Origin of the sequence: Enterococcus sp. S53, from assembly GCF_016516865.1 — a bacterium.
Classification (GTDB): domain Bacteria; phylum Bacillota; class Bacilli; order Lactobacillales; family Enterococcaceae; genus Enterococcus_D; species Enterococcus_D innesii.
Window position 1 is genome coordinate 70295 of record NZ_JACVUH010000001.1, and the last position, 21418, is coordinate 91712.

The following is a 21418-nucleotide window of genomic DNA, read 5'->3' on the forward strand; positions in this document are numbered from 1 at the left end:
TTTGGGCGCTTGCGATTGACAAACACGAGTAAAAAACGGTAATTTATGTAGTGGGTTCTTACCATGAGGAATGTTGAGACCATAATAATATTATGTAAACTATATACTTAAGAGGACGTGACAAGTGTGAAATTGCGCTGGAAAATTGCCATCGGAGTAGCTGTATTAGCGATTGCGGGATTAGGATATGCTGGAAACTATTTTTACGACTATGCGGTAGTTCCTTCAGAAAAAGATTTCTTGGAAGGAGATACCCCGGGTACTGATGAAAATCAGACGGGAAGCGAAGCGCAAAATTGGTTTACAGATGCAGCAAATCGTGAGATGTGGCAGCTGACTTCTGAAGATGATTTAAAATTATCCGCCATTTATCTACCGGCGGAGGAGAAGAATCAAGGAAAAACGGCGATCATCGCGCATGGCTACATGGGGAATGCAGAAACGATGGCGGACTACGCCAAGATGTATCATGATTTAGGTTATAATGTGTTGGTTCCAGACGCTCGAGGGCATGGTCAAAGCGAAGGGGATTATATTGGTTTTGGTTGGCACGAACGTAAAGACTACGTGCAATGGATCGATGAAATACTTGCAAAAAATGGTTCTGAAGAGACGATCACTTTGTATGGCATCAGTATGGGTGCGGCCACAGTGATGATGACTAGCGGAGAAGACTTACCAAAAAATGTCACTTCTATCATTGAAGATTGTGGGTATACCAACGTCAATGAAGAACTAGGCTATCAACTCGATCAATTGTTTGGGTTGCCCGCATTTCCATTGATGAATGTCACTAGCCTTGTCACAAAAATCCGAGCGGGGTATTTCTTTGGTGAAGCAGATGCAGTCAAACAACTGCAAAAAAATACGCGTCCAATCTTTTTTATTCATGGCGATGCGGATACATTTGTTCCTTATGCGATGCTGGATATTTTGTATAACGCGACCGATGCGCCTAAAGAAAAATGGGTCGTTTCAGGAGCCGAGCATGCGAAAAGCTACAAAACTGATCCAGCGCTTTACAAAGAAAAAATCGCGGCTTTCTTGGAAAAATACGATCATCCAGCAAGTGAATAAAAAAAGTGTCGGTTCTTTTTTCAGAACCGGCACTTTTTGCCTACTCATTGACTTACAAACGAGCAAATTCTTCGAGTAAACGAATCATCTGGCAAGTAAAGCCATATTCATTATCATACCAAGCGACGGTTTTCACCAATTGGAAATCGCCGGCAGTAGTCACTTCTGTTTGCGTCGGGTCAAAGATAGAACCTTGAGTGGTACCAATGACATCACCCGAGACGATCTCACGGTCATCGTAACCGAATGACGGATTATCGACGGTGTGTTTTCTGATGGCTTCATTGACTTCATCGGCGGTTACTTTGGTTTTCAAAATTGAGACTAATTCTGTTAAAGAACCATCGACGACCGGAACCCGTTGGGCGTGGCCTTGTAATTTGCCATTTAATTCTGGGATAACCAAACCGATTGCTTTGGCGGCACCCGTTGAGTGAGGGATCGTGTTGTCTGCAGCGGACCGAGCGGCTCTTAAGTTTCCGCCTTTTACAGGACCATCCAATAGCATTTGAGTAGAAGTATACGCATGAACTGTCGTCATCGTACCAACTTCGATCCCAAATTCTTCATTCAAAAAGTAGGCCATCGGAGCTAGACAGTTGGTCGTACAAGAGCCTGCGGATATGATAGTATCATCTGGTGTTAACGTGTCGGAGTTAACATTGTATACGATCGTTTTCATATTGCCGGCGGGAGCGGAAATGACCACTCGTTTGACACCTGCATCAAGATGGGCCTGGGCTTTTTCTGCGGAAGTGTAAAAACCCGTACATTCTAAAACGATATCGACGTCATTTTCTTTTGCCCAAGGAATTTTACTTGCGTCTGGTTCGGCATACACTCTGGTTTCTTTGCCATCGACAACGATAGCATTATCCGTTGCAGTTACAGTGCCAGGGTAAGTGCCATGGGTCGAGTCAAATTGCAACAAGTGTGCTAACATGACGGGGCTTGTTAAATCATTGATTGCCACAACTTCAATATCGGCAGAAACTTCTTTGATCCTACGAAAAGCCAAACGTCCAATTCGTCCAAAACCATTGATTCCAACTTTTACTGTCATTTCTTGTTTCCTCCTTTAATTGTGTCTAGTACACTTAAAAGTTTGCTACGATTTGATGTGACTGTCAAAGAATAACCCTTAAGAATTCACGATTTCTTATGGAAACCCATGAGAAAAGATAGACAAAAGGCGTTTCGGTCGTTACAATAAAATAGACTTTCTTATTAGAGAAATAGTAACCACTTAAGGTGAGATAACTGATAATCAAAAAGTATAGAAGGTAGTAAAAAAAGAATGGAGGACAAATAATGTCCATGTTTTTAGATCAAGTGACAATCGATGTCAAAGCAGGAAAAGGCGGCGACGGAATGGTTGCTTTTCGCCGAGAGAAGTATGTCCCAGACGGCGGACCCGCAGGTGGTGACGGCGGACGTGGTGGTGACGTCATTTTAGTCGTAGACGAAGGTTTGCGTACATTAATGGATTTCCGCTTTAATCGTCATTTTAAAGCACAACCCGGGGAAAACGGCATGAGTAAAGGAATGCACGGCCGTGGCTCAGATGATACTTACATCAAAGTGCCCCAAGGCACCACCGTTCGTGATGCTGAAACAGGAGCCTTATTAGGGGATTTGATTGAGCAAGGTCAAACATTAGTGATCGCAAAAGGCGGGCGGGGCGGCCGCGGGAACATTCGGTTTGCCTCTCCGAAAAACCCAGCACCAGAGTTAGCTGAGAACGGAGAACCCGGTCAAGAAAGAAAAATCGAGCTCGAATTAAAAGTCTTAGCAGATGTTGGTTTAGTTGGTTTCCCTTCGGTTGGGAAGTCCACATTACTCTCTGTGATTTCCTCTGCTCGGCCAAAAATCGGCGCGTATCATTTTACAACACTGGTGCCAAATTTAGGCATGGTAACGACCACTGATGGTCGTAGTTTTGCAGTAGCCGATCTGCCAGGCTTGATCGAAGGTGCTTCGCAAGGTGTTGGTTTAGGGACTCAGTTTTTACGTCATATCGAACGGACGCGGGTCATCTTACATGTGATCGATATGAGTGGCATGGAAGGGCGCGATCCATACGAGGACTATTTGTCCATTAACAATGAATTGTCGACCCACAACTTGCGCTTACTAGAGCGCCCACAGATCATCGTTGCCAATAAGATGGATATGCCGGATGCTGAAGAAAACTTAGCCCTTTTCAAAGAGCAGTTGGCAAAAGAAAAAACGGATGAGTTCGCGGATGAACCAATGATTTTCCCAATCTCTGGTGTCACTCGTAAGGGAATCGATGCCTTGCTGAATGCGACAGCGGATTTATTGGAAGTCACTCCTGAGTTCCTCTTGTACGATGAAGAAATAGAAGAAGATGTGGTTCATTACGGCTTCCAATCGGATGAGCCGGAGTTTTCAATCGATCGCGATCCTGATGCAACTTGGATCTTGAGCGGTGAGAAAATCGAAAAACTATTCCAAATGACGAACTTTGATCACGATGAGACCGTGATGCGCTTTGCACGTCAATTGCGTGGATTGGGTGTTGATGAAGCATTGCGTGCGCGAGGTGCCAAAGACGGCGACATCGTGCGTATCGGTAATTTTGAATTCGAGTTTGTCGAATAAGCGTTTAAAAGAACATCATTTGTAAAAAAAAATCCTTCATAGTTGAAGTGGTTATGGCTGTTGATCATTGATTTTCTCTAAGAAATCAATGATCAGCAGTCTTTTTGGTTTCTTTTTTCATTTAAATGATTTACTGTTAAAATAAAGAAAAGAACAAATAAACCAAAGGGAGCGATTTTTATGTCAAAACGAGTCATTGTAATGAACTTTGATGCTAGTGCCAAAGCGTATCAAGCCTTTTCTGAAGTGAAACGGATGCATATGGAACGAAAGATTAAAGGAGAACAAATGGCGGTCCTTACCCACACCAATGAAGGTGTGCATCAATTTAAAGTCGAGGACTTTCTTGATTTTACTGGGAACAATAAGACATCAACGGGTGGTTTGATCGGGATGCTCGTTGGTGTGTTAGGCGGACCTTTAGGAATCATGCTGGGCTGGTTTGGCGGCAGTATGATCGGTGCTACTCGTGATGCAAAAGAGATCCAAAATGCGCAAATGCTTTTTGAACACGTCGGAAATCAAATTGGTGTAGGTGATACCGGGTTATTATTGATCGCCGATGAAGAAGACAATCGTCCTTTGAATCAATTGATCATGAATGAATTGGGCGGCGATATCACGCGCTTTGACTACGATGAAGTGGAAGCAGAGATTGAAACAGCTAAGAAAGTCGAAGAATCCACCAAAGCACGGGTTCAAGAGGACTGGAAAAACTCTCATAATGACGCAGAAGATCGCCAATCTGAGAAATAAAAACCGCAAGCTTCAATTGCAACTTGATTTCTTTTCCGCTAAAATTGGGAAGAGATGAAAGGAAAGAAGCTTATGGAATTAGAATTTTTAGGAACAGGTGCGGGAGTGCCTGCAAAACATCGAAACGTGACCAGCATTGCGTTACGACTCTTAGATGAACGGAATGCCGTTTGGCTTTTTGATTGTGGCGAAGGAACCCAAATGCAGATTTTGCATTCTACAATTCGACCACGAAAGATTGAAAAAATCTTTATCACTCATCTTCATGGTGACCATATCTATGGGTTGCCGGGATTGATCAGCAGCCGCTCCTTTCAAGGGGGCGACACGCCTCTAGAGATTTATGGACCAAAGGGAATCAAAGCATACATTCAAACCGTTTTGCGGATTTCCCAGACGAAAGTCAGCTATCCATTGCATTTTTTCGAGATTGAAGAAGAAGGGATTCTTTTTAAAGATCAGCAATTTGAGGTATCTTGTCTGCCCCTTGATCACGGCATTGATAGTTTTGGCTATCGTATTGTTGAAGCAAGCCATCAAGGGGAATTGCAAGTGCAAGCATTGCTTGAACTTGGTCTGAAACCTGGTCCCGTCTTCGGACGTTTAAAAAAAGGTGAAGTAGTTACCCTCGACGATGGACGTCAAATCAATGGGGCTGATTTCTTAGGTCAAGCGAAAAAGGGTCGGATTTTGGCAATATTAGGTGATACGCGTAAATGTCAAAACGCCGTGCTTTTAGCGAAAGATGCGGATGTATTAGTGCATGAAAGTACCTTCAACAAAGAAGAAGCCAAGCTGGCTCGCGCTTATTTTCATTCGACGACACGCCAAGCTGCTGAAGTGGCCCAAGAAGCTCACGCCAAGCGTTTGCTATTGACCCATATCAGCGCGCGCTATGTTGGCAAAGATATTACAAATTTAGTAAATGAAGCAAAAGAAGTATTTCCGAATACGTTGATCGTCAAAGATTTTGATGTTGTCGAGATCCCTTTTGCCGGAGAGGAAGAATCAGATGAACTTGGAGAATAAAGTTGTCGTTGTAACAGGTGGTTCTGCCGGACTTGGCGAACAAATCTGTTATGAAGCCGCAAAACGCGGTGCGATCGTTGTGACTTGTGCTCGCAGAACAAATTTGATTGGGAAAGTCAAAGAACAATGCATGGAATTAAGCGGCAAAGAAGCGTATGCGTTTCAATTGGACGTAGCAAACCCTGAAAGCGTGGCGCGCTTATTAGAAAAAATCAGTGAGAAAGTCGGAAAGATCGATGTCTTTGTCAATAATGCCGGCTACGGGATCTTTCAAGAATTTACCGAGATGGATCCTGCGGTCATCCGTAATATGTTTGAAGTCAATGTGCTTGGGATGATGGTTTTGACTCAGCAAGTTGCGATTCAAATGGCTGAACAAAAGCATGGTCATATCATAAATGTTGCTTCAATCGCGGGTAAGATCGCTACGCCGAAGACGGCAGTCTACTCTGCCACGAAGTTTGCTGTACTTGGTTTTTCTAACGCATTACGTTTAGAACTAAAACCACTGGGAATCAACGTAACAACAGTCAATCCAGGGCCGATCGAAACGGCATTCTTTGACCAAGCAGATCCTAGCGGTAGTTACTTATCATCGGTGGGTAGCCTTGTCCTTGAACCAAACAAATTGGCACAAACGATCGTCAAAGCCATGATTCATTCAAAACGAGAAATCAATCGCCCACATATTTTAGGGGCGGCTGCAAAACTTTATACACTGTTCCCTGCAATTGGGGATTATATGGCAGGAACGATGTTCAACAAAAAATAGGAGTTGAATCCCATGAAAAATCAATGGCGTGTTATTGTTGGTATTTTACTGATTTTAGTGATCGTTTTATTTGCGGTTGCAAACAATATGACTGTTCCGATCAATTTTGGCTTCACAACGATTCAATCGCCACTGATCTTAGTCATTATTGGTTCTGCTTTGTTAGGCGCATTGATTTTGTTGCTGGTTTCCACAAGCGCAATGTTCCGTCAAAAAAAAGAACTAAAACAATTGAGAAAAGAGCTCTCGGATTATCGCTCGAATAACGAGAAAGTTCTGCAAGAACAACGAGAAGCCTTGGAACGAGAATATACCAACAAGCAGGCGGAGTTAGCAGCTAGGCAGCAGCAACTCGACGATCAAGAAGCGCAACTTTCATCCCGTGCAGCAGGTGCCTCAACGCCGCCAACGATCGATGAAGAAATGAAGTCTTTTGAATCACAAGCCTAGAATACATGAGCGTAGTGAAGAAAAGAGTTTGCAGGTGCATCATTCGCTGCAAGCTCTTTTTTGTGATATGAAAAAATAAATTGTTTCTTTCGTTGTTTTTCCTTTTTGCATAAACTTTGCTATAATATCCTAGTTAGGAGTGATTTGGTGAAACGTGCAAATTTTCATTGGGTGCGTCCGCAAGATAGCGAAGCTACCCCTGAATTTAAAGAATTGATCCAAGCAAGAAAGATTCCTGAGCGGATCGGCGCATTGCTATGGCAAAGAAATATTCGAACAGCAGAAGCGCTAGACGCTTTTTTATCCACTGATTTGCAATACCTTCATGATCCGTTTCTCTTTCATGATATGGATAAAGCCGTGGAACGAATCCATGAAGCCATTTTAAATGGTGAGCAGATCTTGATTTATGGCGACTATGATGCAGATGGGATTACGAGCACCACCGTATTAAAAGAAACGCTGGAGCTGCTGGGGGCTGAGGCTGAGTATTATCTGCCCAACCGTTTTACAGATGGCTATGGTCCCAATATAACTGTCTATCAAGAAAAAATTGCCGCAGGGACACAATTGATCATCACTGTTGACAACGGAGTGTCTGGACATGAGGCGATTGCTTATGCTCAAGGACAAGGCGTCGATGTGATCGTGACGGATCACCACGAACTTCCTGCAGAACTCCCAGAAGCCTTTGCTATCGTTCATCCTCGTCATCCTGAAGGAAATTATCCGTTTGGTGATTTGGCAGGAGTCGGTGTCGCATTTAAAGTGGCGTGCGCCTTATTAGAAGAAGTGCCCGTCGAACTGCTTGATCTTGTTGCAATTGGGACGATTGCTGATATGGTTTCTTTGACAGATGAGAATCGACTACTAGTCAGCAATGGCCTGAAAATGATCCAACAAACTGATCGGCTTGGTTTAAATGAGTTGCTGACGGTCAGTGGATTGAAAAAACGAACAGTCAATGAAACCGACATTGGTTTTGCTATTGGCCCGCGCCTTAATGCGATCGGCCGCTTGGAAGACCCAAATCCTGCTGTTCGTTTGTTAACCACATTTGACGAAGAAGAAGCAGTAACCTTAGCCAAGACATTAGATACGATCAATCAGCAGCGAAAAACTTTCGTTGAAGAAATCATGAAAGAAGCGCAAGAAAAAATCGACCCTGCCAATCATGTTCATCTAGTCGTAGGTGATGACTGGCACGAAGGGGTTTTAGGAATCGTAGCCGGACGAATCATGCAAAGTACCGGACAACCTGTGATCGTTTTGACCAAAAAAGAAAATGGCTTAGCAAAAGGATCAGGAAGAAGTATTGCTGCGTTGAATCTGTTTGAAATGTTGACCACGATGAAAGACATGTTTACTAGTTTTGGCGGCCATCATGCAGCAGTTGGCTTAAGTATCCCCATCGATCATTTAGATATGCTACAAGCCCAAATGAATCGCTATGTGGAAGAAAATGGAATTGATCTTAGCCAAGGGATCCCCTTGACAATTGATGAAGAACTGCCATTGACAGAAGTATCGATCAATTTTATTGAATCTTTAAACGTTTTAGCGCCTTTTGGCACGGATAATCCGTTACCGAAATTTCTGTTTTCCAATCTATCGACTCAAAATGCTCGCCAGATTGGTACTGAAAACCAACACTTGAAGTTAGTGATGACAGATGAGTCCAATACACAGCTAGATGTGATTGGGTTTGGTTTTGGAAAAGACTTAGTAGAGTTTGAAAATGATCGACTGTCGATCGTCGGTCAGCTTTCAATCAATGAATGGAATGGCAACAAAAAACCGCAGTTGATGTTGGATGATTTTGCTGTGGAAGGTCTGCAGTTGTTTGATTATCGTTCGAAAAGGAGTCGGCAAGGTGTCTCTCTGGGAAATCAAACAGTAGGGGTCGTTTTCAATAAGAAAATTCCTCGAGAGCTGCAAGGGTTCTGTGGACAAACGATCTTATTCGACTCAGTGGCTAACTTGAGAGACACGTTTCATGAAGCTCAATTTCAAGAAATCGCCTTTTTAGATTGTCCTACTGACCCTGCAGTGATCAAAGAAATCATCCAAACGCTTCATGCTTCAAGAATTGCGTTTGTGTTTTACTCGACCGAAGATGCCTATTTAGATGGGGTAGGCACCAGAGAGCAATATGGTCGGCTTTTTCAATTGATCAAGCAACAACCTCGTTTGGATATTCGCTACAAATTAAGGATGGTTGCTGACTATCTAAAAATTCCAGAAAAATTACTTATTTTCATGATTCAGGTGTTTTCTGAGCTGGAATTTGTTACAATACAAGATGGTGTTTTGAATAAAACGGCTGATCCTGTTTCTCGTCCGCTGACAGAGAGTCATTTGTATCAGCAACGACAAAAAATGATCAAAACAGAAGAATTTTTATTAATGAGTGATTTATCAACCCTACGTCAGTGGTTGACAGTCTAGGAGGAAAAAAAATGGATTTAAAAGAGTATATTGCTAGTATTCCGGATTATCCCCAAGAGGGAATTATTTTTCGGGACATCTCGCCGTTAATGGCTGATGGAGAAGCGTATCGTTATGCGACACAGCAGATCGTTGAGTATGCACAAGAAAAAGGCATCGATATGGTGGTAGGACCAGAAGCCCGCGGATTTATCGTTGGTTGTCCAGTTGCGTACCAGTTAGGTGTCGGCTTTGCTCCAGTACGTAAAAAAGGCAAATTGCCACGGGAAACCATTGAAGCAGAGTATGAAAAAGAGTATGGTGTGGATGTTTTGACGTTGCATGCCGATGCTATCAAACCAGGACAACGTGTCTTGATCTGTGACGATCTACTAGCAACTGGCGGAACGATCAAAGCAACAATTGAACTCGTAGAAAAATTAGGCGGTATCGTTGTTGGCTGCGCCTTTTTGATCGAACTAATGGATTTACATGGAAGAGATAAAATCCAAGGTGTCGAAATCAAAACCTTGATGGAATATTAAAGCAGAAAAAAAGGACTCTTGCGAGTCCTTTTTTTTCTGCTTTGAGGCTTATGTAGAGAAAGGATCATGGTTCATACCGATAAAAATCATGATCATGATAATAATGACGATTACGTTTGCGCTCTGCTTGCCGGAATTTCTTTTCATCCCATAGCATGAACCAAAGCATCATTAGAGGACAAAAAATCAGAACAGCACTTAGAACGCCAAAATAGCCAATAACGATACCCATCAATAATACCCACAACATAAAACCAAATCGACGAACTGCTTTCATCTCATTCACTCCTTAAATAATACGAACTTATGTTTGTATACCTATTATACGAATGTTTGTTCGGTTTGTAAAGAGGAAAGAAAAAAAATCTTCGCAGGTACGAAGATTTCCTAGGTAGGACGATTAGAATCAAAGCAGATGGCGATACAAACCAACAACTAATCCTAAAATCGTTACGTCAGGCAAAATGATGGGCTCTAAATAATCATTTTCTGGCTGTAATCGAATGTAATTCTTTTCTTTATAGAATCGTTTGCAAGTAGCTTCATCTTCATCTGTCATAGCGATCACGATATCACCATTTTGCGCACTTTGTTGTTTGCGAACGATCACTTGATCGCCGTCAAGGATGCCAGCATTAATCATACTTTCTCCTCGGATCGTCAACATAAACAAACTGCCGGTACTATTTGCTAAATCTGGCGGAATCGGAAAGAAATCGGATGCATCTTCCACTGCTAAAATCGGTTCTCCCGCAGTTACGACACCAAGCATCGGAATGGATGCTGGTTGAACATCGATTTTTTCAAGACCGGAAGCAGTTAATTCAATGGCTCTGGGTTTTGTAGGATCTCGTAAGATCAACCCTTTTTTTTCAAGTCGGGACAAATGGCCATGAACAGTTGAGGTAGAAGATAACTGAACGGCTTCGCCAATTTCGCGAACAGTCGGCGGATAGCCTTTTTCAGTGACACGGGTATGAATGAACTTAAGAATTTCGATTTGTCGATTTTCTGTTCGTTTTGCCAAAACTGACACCTTCTTTCATTTGATAACATTAGTGTACCATAGGTATATCGAATATTCAAACAAATGTTCGCTTTTTGCGCTATTGTTTTTATTCGCTAGTTTGTAGTAAAATCAAGAGGGAAAAGGAGGAACGAATATGCTATCTCAAGAAAAATTAGCTCGAATCAATGAACTTGCCAACAAGAAAAAAACAGAAGGATTGACCGAGGCAGAAACGAACGAACAAAAAGTTCTACGTGAAGAGTATTTAACCGCCTTTCGTGGAGGAATGCGTCACCATATTGAAGGAATGAAAATCGTTGATCCTGAAGGTTCTGATGTGACACCAGAAAAATTGAAAGAGATTCAGAAGAAAAAAGGTCTCCACGGCAGATAATTGTGAATTCCTTTTCATTGCTATTGAAATAAGCATCTGAATCACGTATAATAAGAGATGTAATAAAGGTAAAAAAAACCTAAATTAGGAGGAACTACCATTGTTTGATAAAATCGATCAATTAGGAGTGAACACCCTTCGTACATTAAGTATCGAAGCCGTACAAAAAGCCAATTCAGGACATCCAGGATTACCGATGGGGGCAGCACCCATGGCCTATGCCTTGTGGACGAAACACTTGAAAGTCAATCCAACGACTTCTCGCAACTGGGTGGATCGTGACCGCTTTGTTTTGTCTGCTGGACACGGTTCGGCGTTATTGTACAGCTTGTTGCACGTGTCTGGTTACGATGTGACCATTGAGGATCTAAAAAACTTCCGTCAATGGGATAGCCGCACGCCAGGGCATCCAGAAGTCGATCACACAGACGGCGTGGAAGCAACCACTGGACCTTTAGGACAAGGGATCGCTATGGCAGTCGGTATGGCGATGGCCGAAGCCCACTTGGCGGCAACCTACAATCGCGACAAGTATCAAGTCATTGATCACTATACCTACGCCTTATGTGGCGATGGGGACTTGATGGAAGGCGTTTCGCAAGAAGCTGCATCCATGGCGGGTCACATGAAATTAGATAAACTGATCGTCTTGTACGATTCAAATGACATCTCCCTGGATGGTCCGACCTCAAAAGCCTTTACAGAAAATGTCGGTGCGCGTTTTGAAGCGTATGGCTGGCAACATATTCTCGTTGAAGACGGCAATGATTTAGAAGCGATCTCAAAAGCAATCGACGAAGCAAAAGCTGAAAGCGACAAACCAACCTTGATCGAAATCAAGACTGTGATCGGATACGGTGCGCCAAATCAAGGCACCTCTGCCGTCCATGGTGCGCCGATCGGTGCCGAAGGCATTTCTGCAGCAAAAGCGATTTATGGCTGGGAATACCCAGAATTTACTGTACCTGACGAAGTTGCTGCGCGCTTCAAAGAAACCATGATCGATGAAGGGCAAAAAGCTGAAGCAGCTTGGAACGAAACTTTCCATGCCTATGAAGCAGCCTATCCAGAACTTGCGGCGCAATTCAAACAAGCCTTTGCAGGTGAATTGCCAGCAGATTGGGATGCAGCATTACCAAGCTACGAAGTTGGCAGCTCACAAGCTAGCCGGGTATCCAGCAAAGAGATGATCCAAGCGTTGTCCAAAGCCGTACCTAGCTTATGGGGCGGATCGGCTGACCTTTCTGGTTCCAACAACACGATGGTGGCAGCAGAAAAAGACTTTGAGCCTGGCCAATACGAAGGCCGCAACATTTGGTTTGGTGTCCGAGAATTTGCGATGGCGGCAGCGATGAACGGGATCCAATTGCATGGCGGTACGCGAATCTATGGTGGAACCTTCTTCGTCTTCGTTGATTACTTGCGTCCAGCGGTGCGCTTGTCTGCGATCCAGCATGCGCCTGTGATCTATGTCTTGACGCATGACTCCGTGGCGGTTGGAGAAGATGGACCGACCCACGAGCCGATCGAGCAATTAGCTAGCGTCCGTTGCATGCCAAATGTCCAAGTGATTCGTCCAGCAGACGGCAATGAAACCCGTGCTGCTTGGAAACTGGCCATGACGACAACCGATAAGCCAACGGTCTTAGTCTTAAGTCGACAAAACCTACCAGTGATCGAAGGCACGCAAACCGGTGCGGATGAAAATGTCGCAAAAGGTGGCTATGTGATTTCAAAACAAGCCGGTGAAACACCAGCGGGTATTTTGATCGCCACAGGTTCTGAAGTGAATCTTGCGGTCCAAGCACAAGCTAAATTGGCAGAAGAAGGCATCGATGTATCGGTGGTCTCCTTACCAAGCTTTGATCTGTTTGAAGCCCAAAGCTCAGAATACAAAGAAAGTGTCTTGCCAAAAGCAGTGAAGAAACGGGTAGCGATCGAAGCGGCTTCCCCATTTGGTTGGGAACGTTACACTGGCTGCCATGGAAAAGTGATCGCGATCGATCATTTCGGTGCATCCGCACCTGGTGACAAGGTATTAGCAGAATTCGGCTTCAGTGTTGAAAATGTGGTGAATACCTTCAAATCAATCAACTAATTGGTCGATACAAAGAAAAAGCTGCACGTTCGAGAATCTTTTCGATTTTCGAACGTGTTTTTTTTCGAGTTATTATCACTCTGAAAGTGCCAGAGTGATGGATGTAGATTAGCAGTGGCTAAGATTTTGAAAAAAAGGTTTCATAGCAAGATACAAAGTTTTTGAATACGAAGAGGAAAGCAACAGGATGAAAGCAAATAGTTTTTTAAAAAACTCGGCGATGGATCGGAAAATGAGGAGGGGGACTGAAAAGTTTTTTTAAAGTTTTTTTAGCGATCGAAAAGGAGACATTGTTTGCATAGCTGAAAGTTTTTCCGTATAATAGTTTTATTGATTTATTTAAAAAAACGTACACTTAGTGGAGGGTAAAATGAAAAGCTATCAAACTAGAAGCGAAAGACATCATCAACCAAAGAAGTCGAGTAAAAAACCTAGCAAGAAGGCGGTCGTTTCACTAATGAGCGCCGGAATGATGTTAGCTCCAACGGCGATCTCTTTCGTTCCTCAACAAGTACAAGCTGCTGAGAACCAATATGCGACGCAAGACATCTCAGGTTTCATCGAGCAAATTGGCTGGTCAGCACAAGATGTTGCTGCCAACAATGATCTGTATGCTTCTGTGATGATCGCTCAAGCAATTTTAGAAAGCGGCTATGGTTCTTCCGCATTATCCAATGCACCTTATTACAATTTGTTTGGGGTCAAAGGCAGCTACAACGGTCAAAGTGTGTATATGCCTACCCAAGAGTATTTGAATGGTCAGTGGGTAGAAATGAATGAACCGTTTCGTCAATATAACTCTTATTGGGAATCGTTTCAGGATCATGCGAACGTCTTGCGAAGTACAAGTTTTGCGACAGGGACTGCCCATTACAGTGGTGTCTGGAAAAGCCAAACCACCTCATTTTATGATGCGACAAATTATTTGACGGGGCGCTATGCTACCGATCCAGGTTACGCACAAAAACTGAACTGGTTGATCGAAACCTATCAGCTTACACGGTTCGATACAGGAACGACACAAAGTACAGCATGGTCAAACACAACGAGCACAACGACCAGCGAAACAACGACGACCACGTATTCAGGTAGTACATCTTCAGCTCAGAGCTATCAAGTTGCTTCTGGGGATACGCTTTGGGATATCGCCAATCGATTTGGCACAACCGTTGATGCGTTGATGGCATCGAATGGATTATCCAGTGAGACAATCGTCATCGGACAAGAGTTGATCGTATAAGTATATTAAAAACCTTAGGATGGGTTGCTACAACTGCAGCTAATCTTAAGGTTTTTTTGTCGTGACAATCAAACTCTAGTCAGTGGAAAAAGACCAAAGTAGAAAACTATAAGAAAAAAAATTTGAAATTGCTTACTTTTTATTCGCAACTCCGAGGTATTTTAGGTAGAATGGAAGAATAAGAACGGGAGGGATTTTCAATGACAAAAATCTATCAATCGGTCAATGAATTAGTTGGTCATACGCCAATCGTCAAATTAAATCATATCGTAGAAGAAGGTTCTGCTGATGTGTATGTGAAATTAGAGTTTTTCAATCCTGGGGGTAGCGTAAAGGACAGAATTGCTTTAGCCATGATTGAAAAAGCTGAAAAAAGTGGCTTATTGAAAGCTGGCGATACGATTATCGAGCCAACCTCAGGAAATACAGGGATTGGTTTAGCCATGATCGGTACGGCAAAAGGCTATCGCGTTGTGTTGGTTATGCCAGAAACGATGAGTATCGAAAGACGCAAAATCGTACAAGCTTATGGCGCAGAGTTGATTTTGACCCCTGGATCTGAAGGGATCACAGGATCCATCAATAAAGCAAAAGAATTAGCAGAGCAAGACGGCTACTATATGCCATTACAATTTGAAAATCCGGCTAACCCAGAAATTCATGAAAAAACGACAGGTAAAGAAATTGAGGATGCGTTTGAATCAAAAGGTTTAGATGCTTTTGTCGCTGGGATCGGCACTGGTGGAACGATCACTGGAGCGGGTAAAGAACTGAAGCGCGTCTATCCCAATTTGAAAATAGTTGGTGTTGAGCCTGCCGAATCTGCGATTTTAGAAGGTGGCAAGCCAGGACCGCATAAGATTCAAGGGATCGGTACTGGATTTGTCCCTAAAGTATTAGACACCGAAATCTATGACCAAGTCATTGCAATTGCTAGTGAAGATGCGATGAAAACTGCACGCGAAGTTGGAATGAAAGAAGGAATCTTAGTAGGTATCTCTTCAGGAGCTGCGATCCAAGCTGCTTTACAAGTGGCAAAAGAACTAGGTTCCGGGAAAAAAGTCTTAGCAATCGTGCCCGACAATGGCGAACGCTATCTGTCCACAGCGCTCTATCAGTTTGAAGACTAACAAGAAGGAGAAAGCAGACATTGGATTGTCTGCTTTTCTTTCTCAAAAGGGGCATAAAGACGGGCTGAAAAAAGCGCTATACCTTAGAAAAAAACAAGGAAAGCTGTTTGAATTTTTGGGTTTTACATAGTATGATAGGAAAGATAAGAGAAATGGAGGAACTCCTGTGAGTACGATCTACGATGAAGCGATCAAACGATTAAAACATGAGAATATTCGTATTACACCGCAGCGAGTAGCGATATTAGAATTTTTGGCCAGTCACGATGCTCATCCAACTGCTGAAGAGATTTATCGGGCGATTGAAGTTCATTTTCCTGGTATTAGTGTCGCAACGGTCTACAATAATTTACGTTTATTCACAGAAATTGGCTTTGTAAAAGAAATGAATTATGGAGATGCCTCCAGTCGATTTGATTTTACAACTGAGCCTCATTATCATGCTATCTGCCAACAGTGTGGAAAGATCGCTGATTTTTACTATCCAGGGCTTGAAGATGTCGAAATGGCTGCTTCAAAACTAACTGGGTATCAAATAAATAACCATCGATTAGAAGTTTATGGTCTATGTCCAGAGTGCCAAGCGAAAGAGGAGGAAACAAAATGAAAATAATCGCTACTGATCAAGCGCCACAAGCAATCGGTCCTTACGTTCAAGCAAAAATCGCAAACGGCTTCTTGTTTGCTTCTGGTCAAGTGCCGTTAGATCCTGTTTCAGGGGAAGTTGTCGGCACGACGATTGAGGTTCAAACACAGCAAGTACTAAAAAATATTGAAGCGATTCTTGAAGCGGCAGAACTGACACCAAATGATATTGTAAAGACTACCTGTTTCTTAAAAAATATGAATGACTTCGTTCCTTTTAACAATACGTATAGTACGTTATTCAATGAAGAGTTACCGGCACGTTCTGCTGTAGAAGTTGCTCGCTTGCCAAAAGATGTTTTGGTTGAAGTTGAAATCATCGCGGCAGTGAAAGAAAAAGCGTAACCAACAAGGAATCGTGGGACGTCCGCATTTGCGTCGTCCCCTTTTTATTGGATTGATCCTGAACGAAAGGATCATAGGGTTTCAGGTGAATCAAGGAGAAGAGGATGCAGTATGGTTTCGTTAAAGGAATATTTAGCAAAAGGGCAAACAACAATTTCAAATTTGCTTTTAGAGAATTACCATCATCTGGGATTGACGAATGATGAATTTTTGTTATGGCTGCAGTTGTATCGGAGTCATGAGCAAGGAAATGATTTTCCCGATTTACGTGAGATTGCCTCTGTGATGGGCAGTGATCAAAAAGAAATTTATCATTGGTTAAATCAATTGCTAAAAAAAGATGTAGTGCGGATGGAGTCAAAAAAAGATACTGCTGGGAAAATGGTTGATTATTATGATTTTACAGGTATTTATGAGCGTCTAGAATTTCTCTTAAAACAGCAATCAAAAAATGAAAAAGCAGAATCAAATGAAGAAAAAATTCGTGGGTTATATCGTTTGTTTGAAGGAGAGTTCGGTCGGCCGTTGTCAGCGATCGAATACCAGCGGATCGGGCAGTGGTTGGATGAGGACCACTACGATCCGGAACTGATTCAGTTTGCTTTGCGAGAAGCGGTTTTGAATCAGGCTTATAGCTTGAATTACATCGATCGTATCTTACTTTCGTGGGAACGTAAGAATATTACGTCGAAAGCGCAAGTTGAGGAAGAACAAAAAAGAAGAAAAAAACAATTTCTTCAAAATGAGAATGCTTCACAGGAAGAAGGACCAATGCCCAAAATCCCTATGCATAATTGGTTAGAAGGAGAGTAACAGACAAGGAGTTCAAATAGTCCTATGATCAGTAAAGAAAAAACAATGTCCGCTATCGAAACAATGTATGAGATGTTTCCCGAAGCGCATGGCGAATTGGTATCTAAAAATGCGTTTGAATTATTGATAGCAGTCATCTTAAGTGCGCAAGCAACAGATGTCTCGGTAAATAAAGTCACCCCTTCGCTTTTTGAGGCCTATCCCACACCGCAAGCATTGAGCGAAGCACCTTTAGAAGACGTGATTGCAAAAATCAAGTCGATCGGTTTATATCGAAACAAGGCAAAAAATATCAAGGCTTGTGCTTCAGAATTGCTATTGCGTTTTGGTGGGGAAGTGCCAAAAACGAGAGAGGATTTGGTTTCGTTACCAGGTGTCGGTAGAAAAACTGCAAACGTGGTTTTAGGTGATGCCTATGGCATACCGGCAATTGCTGTTGATACTCACGTCGAACGGGTATCAAAAAGATTACGTATCTGTAAATTAGACGCCAATGTATTAGAAGTTGAACAAACGCTGATGAAAAAGATTCCCGAACCATTGTGGGTCAAAACCCACCATACAATGATTTTTTTCGGCCGCTATCATTGCACTGCAAGGGCACCAAAGTGTGAGATTTGCCCGTTGCTGGCGATGTGTCAAGAAGGGAAGCTCCGGATGAAGGGGAAAAAAACTATCTAAAAAGTACGCAAAATAAACTAGTTATGATTAAAAACGTTAGGCAATTTTGCTTAGCGTTTTTACTTGCTAAAAAAGAACAAATGAACAGAGTGCAGCGGAGTCTTAGTCTTTGCTAGAAGAAAAGCAAACCGAGTGATTCAAGAGGCAAAGATCAGACCAGAACAGATGATTCTTAAGACCAAAATGCGAATCGAGGGGATTCATGATCATTCCAAAGAGAGTTTATTAAGTCAACAAGGCGAAAGAAAATGTGATTGGTTTGTTTGATGAAATGCACAAGCAGGTCTATCAGTTATCTGATAAGAGATTATTTTTTAAGAGCTTGAAAAGTAAGCTTCTTTTTTCATGGTAGTGATTCAAAAAAAAACAGTAGATCAAACGTTGATCTACTGTTTTTCGCTATTCACAGTTATTCGGAATTGCCATCGTTTGGCTCTGGCGGATCCGGCGGTGAGGAAGGATTTTCTTCACTGCTGGAAGGTGTTGTTGAGCCAGGGTCCTGACTAGAAGCAGGAGGTGTAACGACCGATGATGAATCATCCTCATCCGGTGTCGATACTGGTGGTGTCACTTCACTTGAGGACTCGGTTGAACTAGATTCGGTTGACTCACTGCTTTCTGTAGAAGATGTCGAAGGTTCAACATAGGAACTACTGCTAGAAGAACTTGGTGCCGAATAGGTCGGCTGGGTATAAGTTCCTTCAAGATAAAGTTCATTTCCGATCCGTGTCAGACCATCTGGCATTGTCCAGTCTTTGTTTTCTACAGAAGCAGAAACATATTGCATCAATTCTCGATAAACATCAGAAGCCACATGGGTACTACTATCAGTGATAGGTGTCATTTTGTCGTTGTATCCGGTCCAAACCGCCAATGAGTAGGAGGGAGTATAGCCGGCAAAAGTAATATCAGGGTAGGCACCATTCGATGTATCAAGTTGTGCTAGCTGGTCATCGGTGTAATTGGAAGTTCCCGTTTTCCCTGCTTGGTACAAACCATCGATTTGCGCGTTGGTTCCAGTACCGACGGAGATAACATCTTTCAAGATATCTGTCACCATATAAGCAGTGGTATCATCCATTGCTTCTTGACCATCAACTTTAAAGGATTCTTCATCTTCTGTGCCATCTTGCATGACGATTTTATTGACATACTGAGGTTCATAATAGGTGCCACCATTTGAAAACGCAGCATAAGCAGCGGCCATTTTCAGGCTGGAGATTCCATATTTTGTGCCATCTAATTTATCCGTATTGCTGGAAATCGCATTAGATTGAGTGATCGTGTGGTATTCGATACCTAGACCGCTAAGAAAGTCTGCGATATTATCCGCACCAACTTCATCAAACAATTTCACTGCTGGTACATTTCTAGATTCTGCTAAAGCAGTTCGCAGCGTGATGTTGCCCATATATTGGCGATCCCAGTTGTACACAGGGATATCGGTTCCTTTGTAAGTATAAGGTTCATCTAAAATCATTCTACCGGTAGAGTCTTGTAAAAATTGGAAGGCAGGGCCGTAGTCTGTGATCGGTTTAACGGTCGATCCAAAGTCCCGAGCGACGTTGACAGCCAGATTGTTTGCGAGAACGTCATCAACGTTGCGGGCACCGATTTGAGCCGTGACTTTGCCCGTATTGACATCAACTAAGGTAGCGGCAACTTGCATCTTGTCGTCTGGATAATTAACATAGTCATCGCTGTTGACGATATCATATAACCGTTTTTGTGCATCGATATCGACATTGGTGTAAATATCTAAACCATCTGTATAAACATCTTTGCCGGTTTTTTCTTTAACTTCTGCGATCACTTCGTTGAAGTAATTATCAAAGTATTTCCACTCTTGATTTTCTCGTGGGTTTTTCTGCAAGCCTTCTTGAATATCCTCGGCAACGGCGGCATCATATTCTGCTTGCGTGATTTTCTCGTTTTCAAGCATTGCGCCTAAAACCACATCTCGACGACTTTTCGCATTATCAGGATGAGCGAAAGGGTCAAAAGCAGAAGGGGCATTTGGTAAACCAGCTATTAAGGCAGTTTGGGCAAGATCTAGTTCAGCCAAAGGTTTGCCGTAAAACTTCATGGCGGCTGTTTGCATTCCATAAACCCCGTTGGACATATACACCTTATTAATATAGTAAGTCAAAATTTCCTGCTTTGATTTCATTTGTTCAAGCCGAACCGCCATCCAAGCTTCTTGTGCTTTCCTTCGTAATGTTTGATCTTCGGCGCTGGTAGAAAAGAAGGACAGCTTGATCAATTGCTGGGTCAAGGTACTTCCGCCTTGCATACCGCCGGTTGTGGCATTGGATAATGCAGAACCAACGATCCGGATCGGATCAACCCCGATATGCTGATAGAACCGACGATCTTCGACAGAGACGATCGCGTCTTCTAGCAGTTGGGGGATCTCACTTGCCGTGATTTTTTCTCTCGTTTCACTTCCGAATTCAGTGATCAATTCACCGTTGGAGGCATAAAAACGTGAAGAAACAGTCGAATCCAAACGTGTTTCATCAAGTGCTGGCGCATCTTTGGCATACCACCAAAACAGCCCCATTCCTGATAAAATCCCGATACAGCCTAAGAAAAATAGGCCCATAAACACTTTTAAAATAATACTCCCAATACTTCGTTTGCCTTTGGCTTTAGGGGGCTTTGATGCTTTTTTAGCAGTACCTTTCTTAGAATCATGCCGAGAGGTCCTCGATTGTGATTCATTTGCCATACTCATCATTCTCCTTCATCGTTAAAAATTGATCAACTGCTTTTAAATAAGGAATACGCGGCGCAATGGTAGGGATGATTTCGATCCCATTGGTTTCGATATAGGTCAACGTCATTGATTTTTTTCCGGTTTCCTTTTGCAGGTGCCACTGAGAAACTAAGCACTTGCTATCTAAGAAAAAGCAGCGTTGTAGACTAGAAAACCATAAAAGAACAAAACATAATCCTGCTTGTTCCAAACAGTCTTCCATATGCTTGATTTGGTGTGGATGAAAATTTTTAAAGGGAAATGACGTTTTGTTTTGAGTCTCTTTCGCTTCAAAGTCGATATATTGCCCTTGATAAACACCGTTGTAATCGGTGGTAGAGGCCTCTCGAAAGTAGGCTTCCTTAATTACTGCGGCGCTTCTTCTCGGATAATCTACCTTGACGATTTGAACTGGTGTCGGTTTCTTATGAATGACCGCAAGTTTACGATTTAAATAATAAAGGTTGCTTTCATTGATCGCTTCTTCAAAACGCATCCCACGATTGGCATACGTTTTTGGCTTTATTAGTTTTTCTTGCATTTTTTGTTTTTTGCCGTCATCATAGGTAGTAGATTGTCCATTCGGGTAACGAATAACCATGTTGTTCACACTCCTAGGCAACA

21 protein-coding genes are annotated in these 21418 nt (G+C 42.6%); 16 read left to right on the forward strand and 5 right to left on the reverse strand.

From position 1 onward, the window contains the following. The first annotated feature begins 126 nt into the window (after positions 1-126). A complete protein-coding gene (locus IAE45_RS00340) occupies positions 127-1077 on the forward strand; it encodes an alpha/beta hydrolase (RefSeq protein ID WP_200124883.1) in 951 nt (316 codons plus the stop codon). Between the two features lie 52 nt (positions 1078-1129). Here IAE45_RS00340 and gap read toward each other — a convergent pair whose 3' ends face one another. Next, a complete protein-coding gene (gene gap, locus IAE45_RS00345) occupies positions 1130-2140 on the reverse strand; it encodes a type I glyceraldehyde-3-phosphate dehydrogenase (protein WP_081118696.1) in 1011 nt (336 codons plus the stop codon). 248 nt (positions 2141-2388) lie between these two features. On the opposite strand from gap, the gene obgE reads away from it, so the two are divergent. From obgE to IAE45_RS00380, 7 genes are all read left to right on the forward strand, one after another. After that, entirely contained in the window at positions 2389-3702 is a 1314-nt protein-coding gene (obgE, locus tag IAE45_RS00350; protein ID WP_077453427.1) for a GTPase ObgE, read from the forward strand. A 180-nt stretch (positions 3703-3882) separates the two neighbouring features. Further along, complete coding sequence (locus tag IAE45_RS00355; protein ID WP_010748409.1) at positions 3883-4458, forward strand: DUF456 domain-containing protein; 576 nt, start codon at positions 3883-3885, stop codon at positions 4456-4458. 72 nt (positions 4459-4530) lie between these two features. Next, positions 4531-5487 (forward strand): ribonuclease Z, encoded by a 957-nt coding sequence (rnz, locus tag IAE45_RS00360; protein WP_081118695.1) that lies wholly within the window; start codon positions 4531-4533, stop codon positions 5485-5487. After that, a complete protein-coding gene (locus IAE45_RS00365; protein WP_081118694.1) occupies positions 5471-6259 on the forward strand; it encodes an SDR family NAD(P)-dependent oxidoreductase in 789 nt (262 codons plus the stop codon). Before rnz ends, IAE45_RS00365 begins: the two co-directional genes overlap by 17 nt. Before the next feature lie 12 nt (positions 6260-6271). After that, positions 6272-6709: a lipopolysaccharide assembly protein LapA domain-containing protein gene (locus IAE45_RS00370; protein ID WP_005226169.1), complete on the forward strand. Its 438-nt coding sequence runs from the start codon at positions 6272-6274 to the stop codon at positions 6707-6709. 147 nt (positions 6710-6856) lie between these two features. Beyond that, positions 6857-9157, forward strand: a complete 2301-nt coding sequence (gene recJ, locus IAE45_RS00375) for a single-stranded-DNA-specific exonuclease RecJ (RefSeq protein WP_081118693.1) — start codon at positions 6857-6859, stop codon at positions 9155-9157. An 11-nt stretch (positions 9158-9168) separates the two neighbouring features. Beyond that, the gene (locus IAE45_RS00380; RefSeq protein WP_005226167.1) at positions 9169-9681 is read left to right on the forward strand and encodes an adenine phosphoribosyltransferase; all 513 of its coding nucleotides are present in this window, start codon (positions 9169-9171) and stop codon (positions 9679-9681) included. Positions 9682-9745: 64 nt separating this feature from the next. Here the strand turns inward: IAE45_RS00380 and IAE45_RS00385 are convergent, their stop codons facing one another. Together IAE45_RS00385 and lexA are read right to left on the reverse strand one after the other, a co-directional pair. After that, entirely contained in the window at positions 9746-9958 is a 213-nt protein-coding gene (locus tag IAE45_RS00385) for a hypothetical protein (protein ID WP_005236082.1), read from the reverse strand. 129 nt (positions 9959-10087) lie between these two features. After that, positions 10088-10708 (reverse strand): transcriptional repressor LexA, encoded by a 621-nt coding sequence (gene lexA / locus IAE45_RS00390; RefSeq protein ID WP_005226165.1) that lies wholly within the window; start codon positions 10706-10708, stop codon positions 10088-10090. A gap of 136 nt (positions 10709-10844) precedes the next feature. On the opposite strand from lexA, the gene IAE45_RS00395 reads away from it, so the two are divergent. From IAE45_RS00395 to nth, 8 genes are all read left to right on the forward strand, one after another. Beyond that, positions 10845-11084: a DUF896 family protein gene (locus IAE45_RS00395; RefSeq protein ID WP_081118692.1), complete on the forward strand. Its 240-nt coding sequence runs from the start codon at positions 10845-10847 to the stop codon at positions 11082-11084. Positions 11085-11184: 100 nt separating this feature from the next. Further along, on the forward strand, positions 11185-13182 hold the full coding sequence (gene tkt / locus IAE45_RS00400) for a transketolase (protein WP_081118691.1): 1998 nt from the start codon (positions 11185-11187) through the stop codon (positions 13180-13182). Between the two features lie 370 nt (positions 13183-13552). Further along, positions 13553-14422, forward strand: coding sequence for a glucosaminidase domain-containing protein (locus IAE45_RS00405; protein ID WP_081118690.1), 870 nt, complete (start codon positions 13553-13555; stop codon positions 14420-14422). Positions 14423-14622: 200 nt separating this feature from the next. Next, positions 14623-15552: a cysteine synthase A gene (gene cysK, locus IAE45_RS00410; RefSeq protein WP_081118689.1), complete on the forward strand. Its 930-nt coding sequence runs from the start codon at positions 14623-14625 to the stop codon at positions 15550-15552. Between the two features lie 166 nt (positions 15553-15718). Next, complete coding sequence (locus tag IAE45_RS00415; RefSeq protein WP_077453419.1) at positions 15719-16159, forward strand: Fur family transcriptional regulator; 441 nt, start codon at positions 15719-15721, stop codon at positions 16157-16159. Continuing rightward, positions 16156-16542, forward strand: coding sequence for a RidA family protein (locus IAE45_RS00420; RefSeq protein WP_077453418.1), 387 nt, complete (start codon positions 16156-16158; stop codon positions 16540-16542). Before IAE45_RS00415 ends, IAE45_RS00420 begins: the two co-directional genes overlap by 4 nt. Before the next feature lie 111 nt (positions 16543-16653). Then, positions 16654-17355, forward strand: coding sequence for a DnaD domain protein (locus IAE45_RS00425; RefSeq protein WP_077453417.1), 702 nt, complete (start codon positions 16654-16656; stop codon positions 17353-17355). Between the two features lie 24 nt (positions 17356-17379). Beyond that, complete coding sequence (gene nth / locus IAE45_RS00430; RefSeq protein WP_200124412.1) at positions 17380-18036, forward strand: endonuclease III; 657 nt, start codon at positions 17380-17382, stop codon at positions 18034-18036. A gap of 409 nt (positions 18037-18445) precedes the next feature. Here nth and IAE45_RS00435 read toward each other — a convergent pair whose 3' ends face one another. Both IAE45_RS00435 and recU read right to left on the reverse strand, forming a co-directional pair. Next, entirely contained in the window at positions 18446-20767 is a 2322-nt protein-coding gene (locus IAE45_RS00435) for a PBP1A family penicillin-binding protein (protein WP_321205994.1), read from the reverse strand. Beyond that, positions 20757-21395, reverse strand: a complete 639-nt coding sequence (recU, locus tag IAE45_RS00440) for a Holliday junction resolvase RecU (RefSeq protein WP_077453414.1) — start codon at positions 21393-21395, stop codon at positions 20757-20759. Before recU ends, IAE45_RS00435 begins: the two co-directional genes overlap by 11 nt. Positions 21396-21418: the final 23 nt, after the last annotated feature.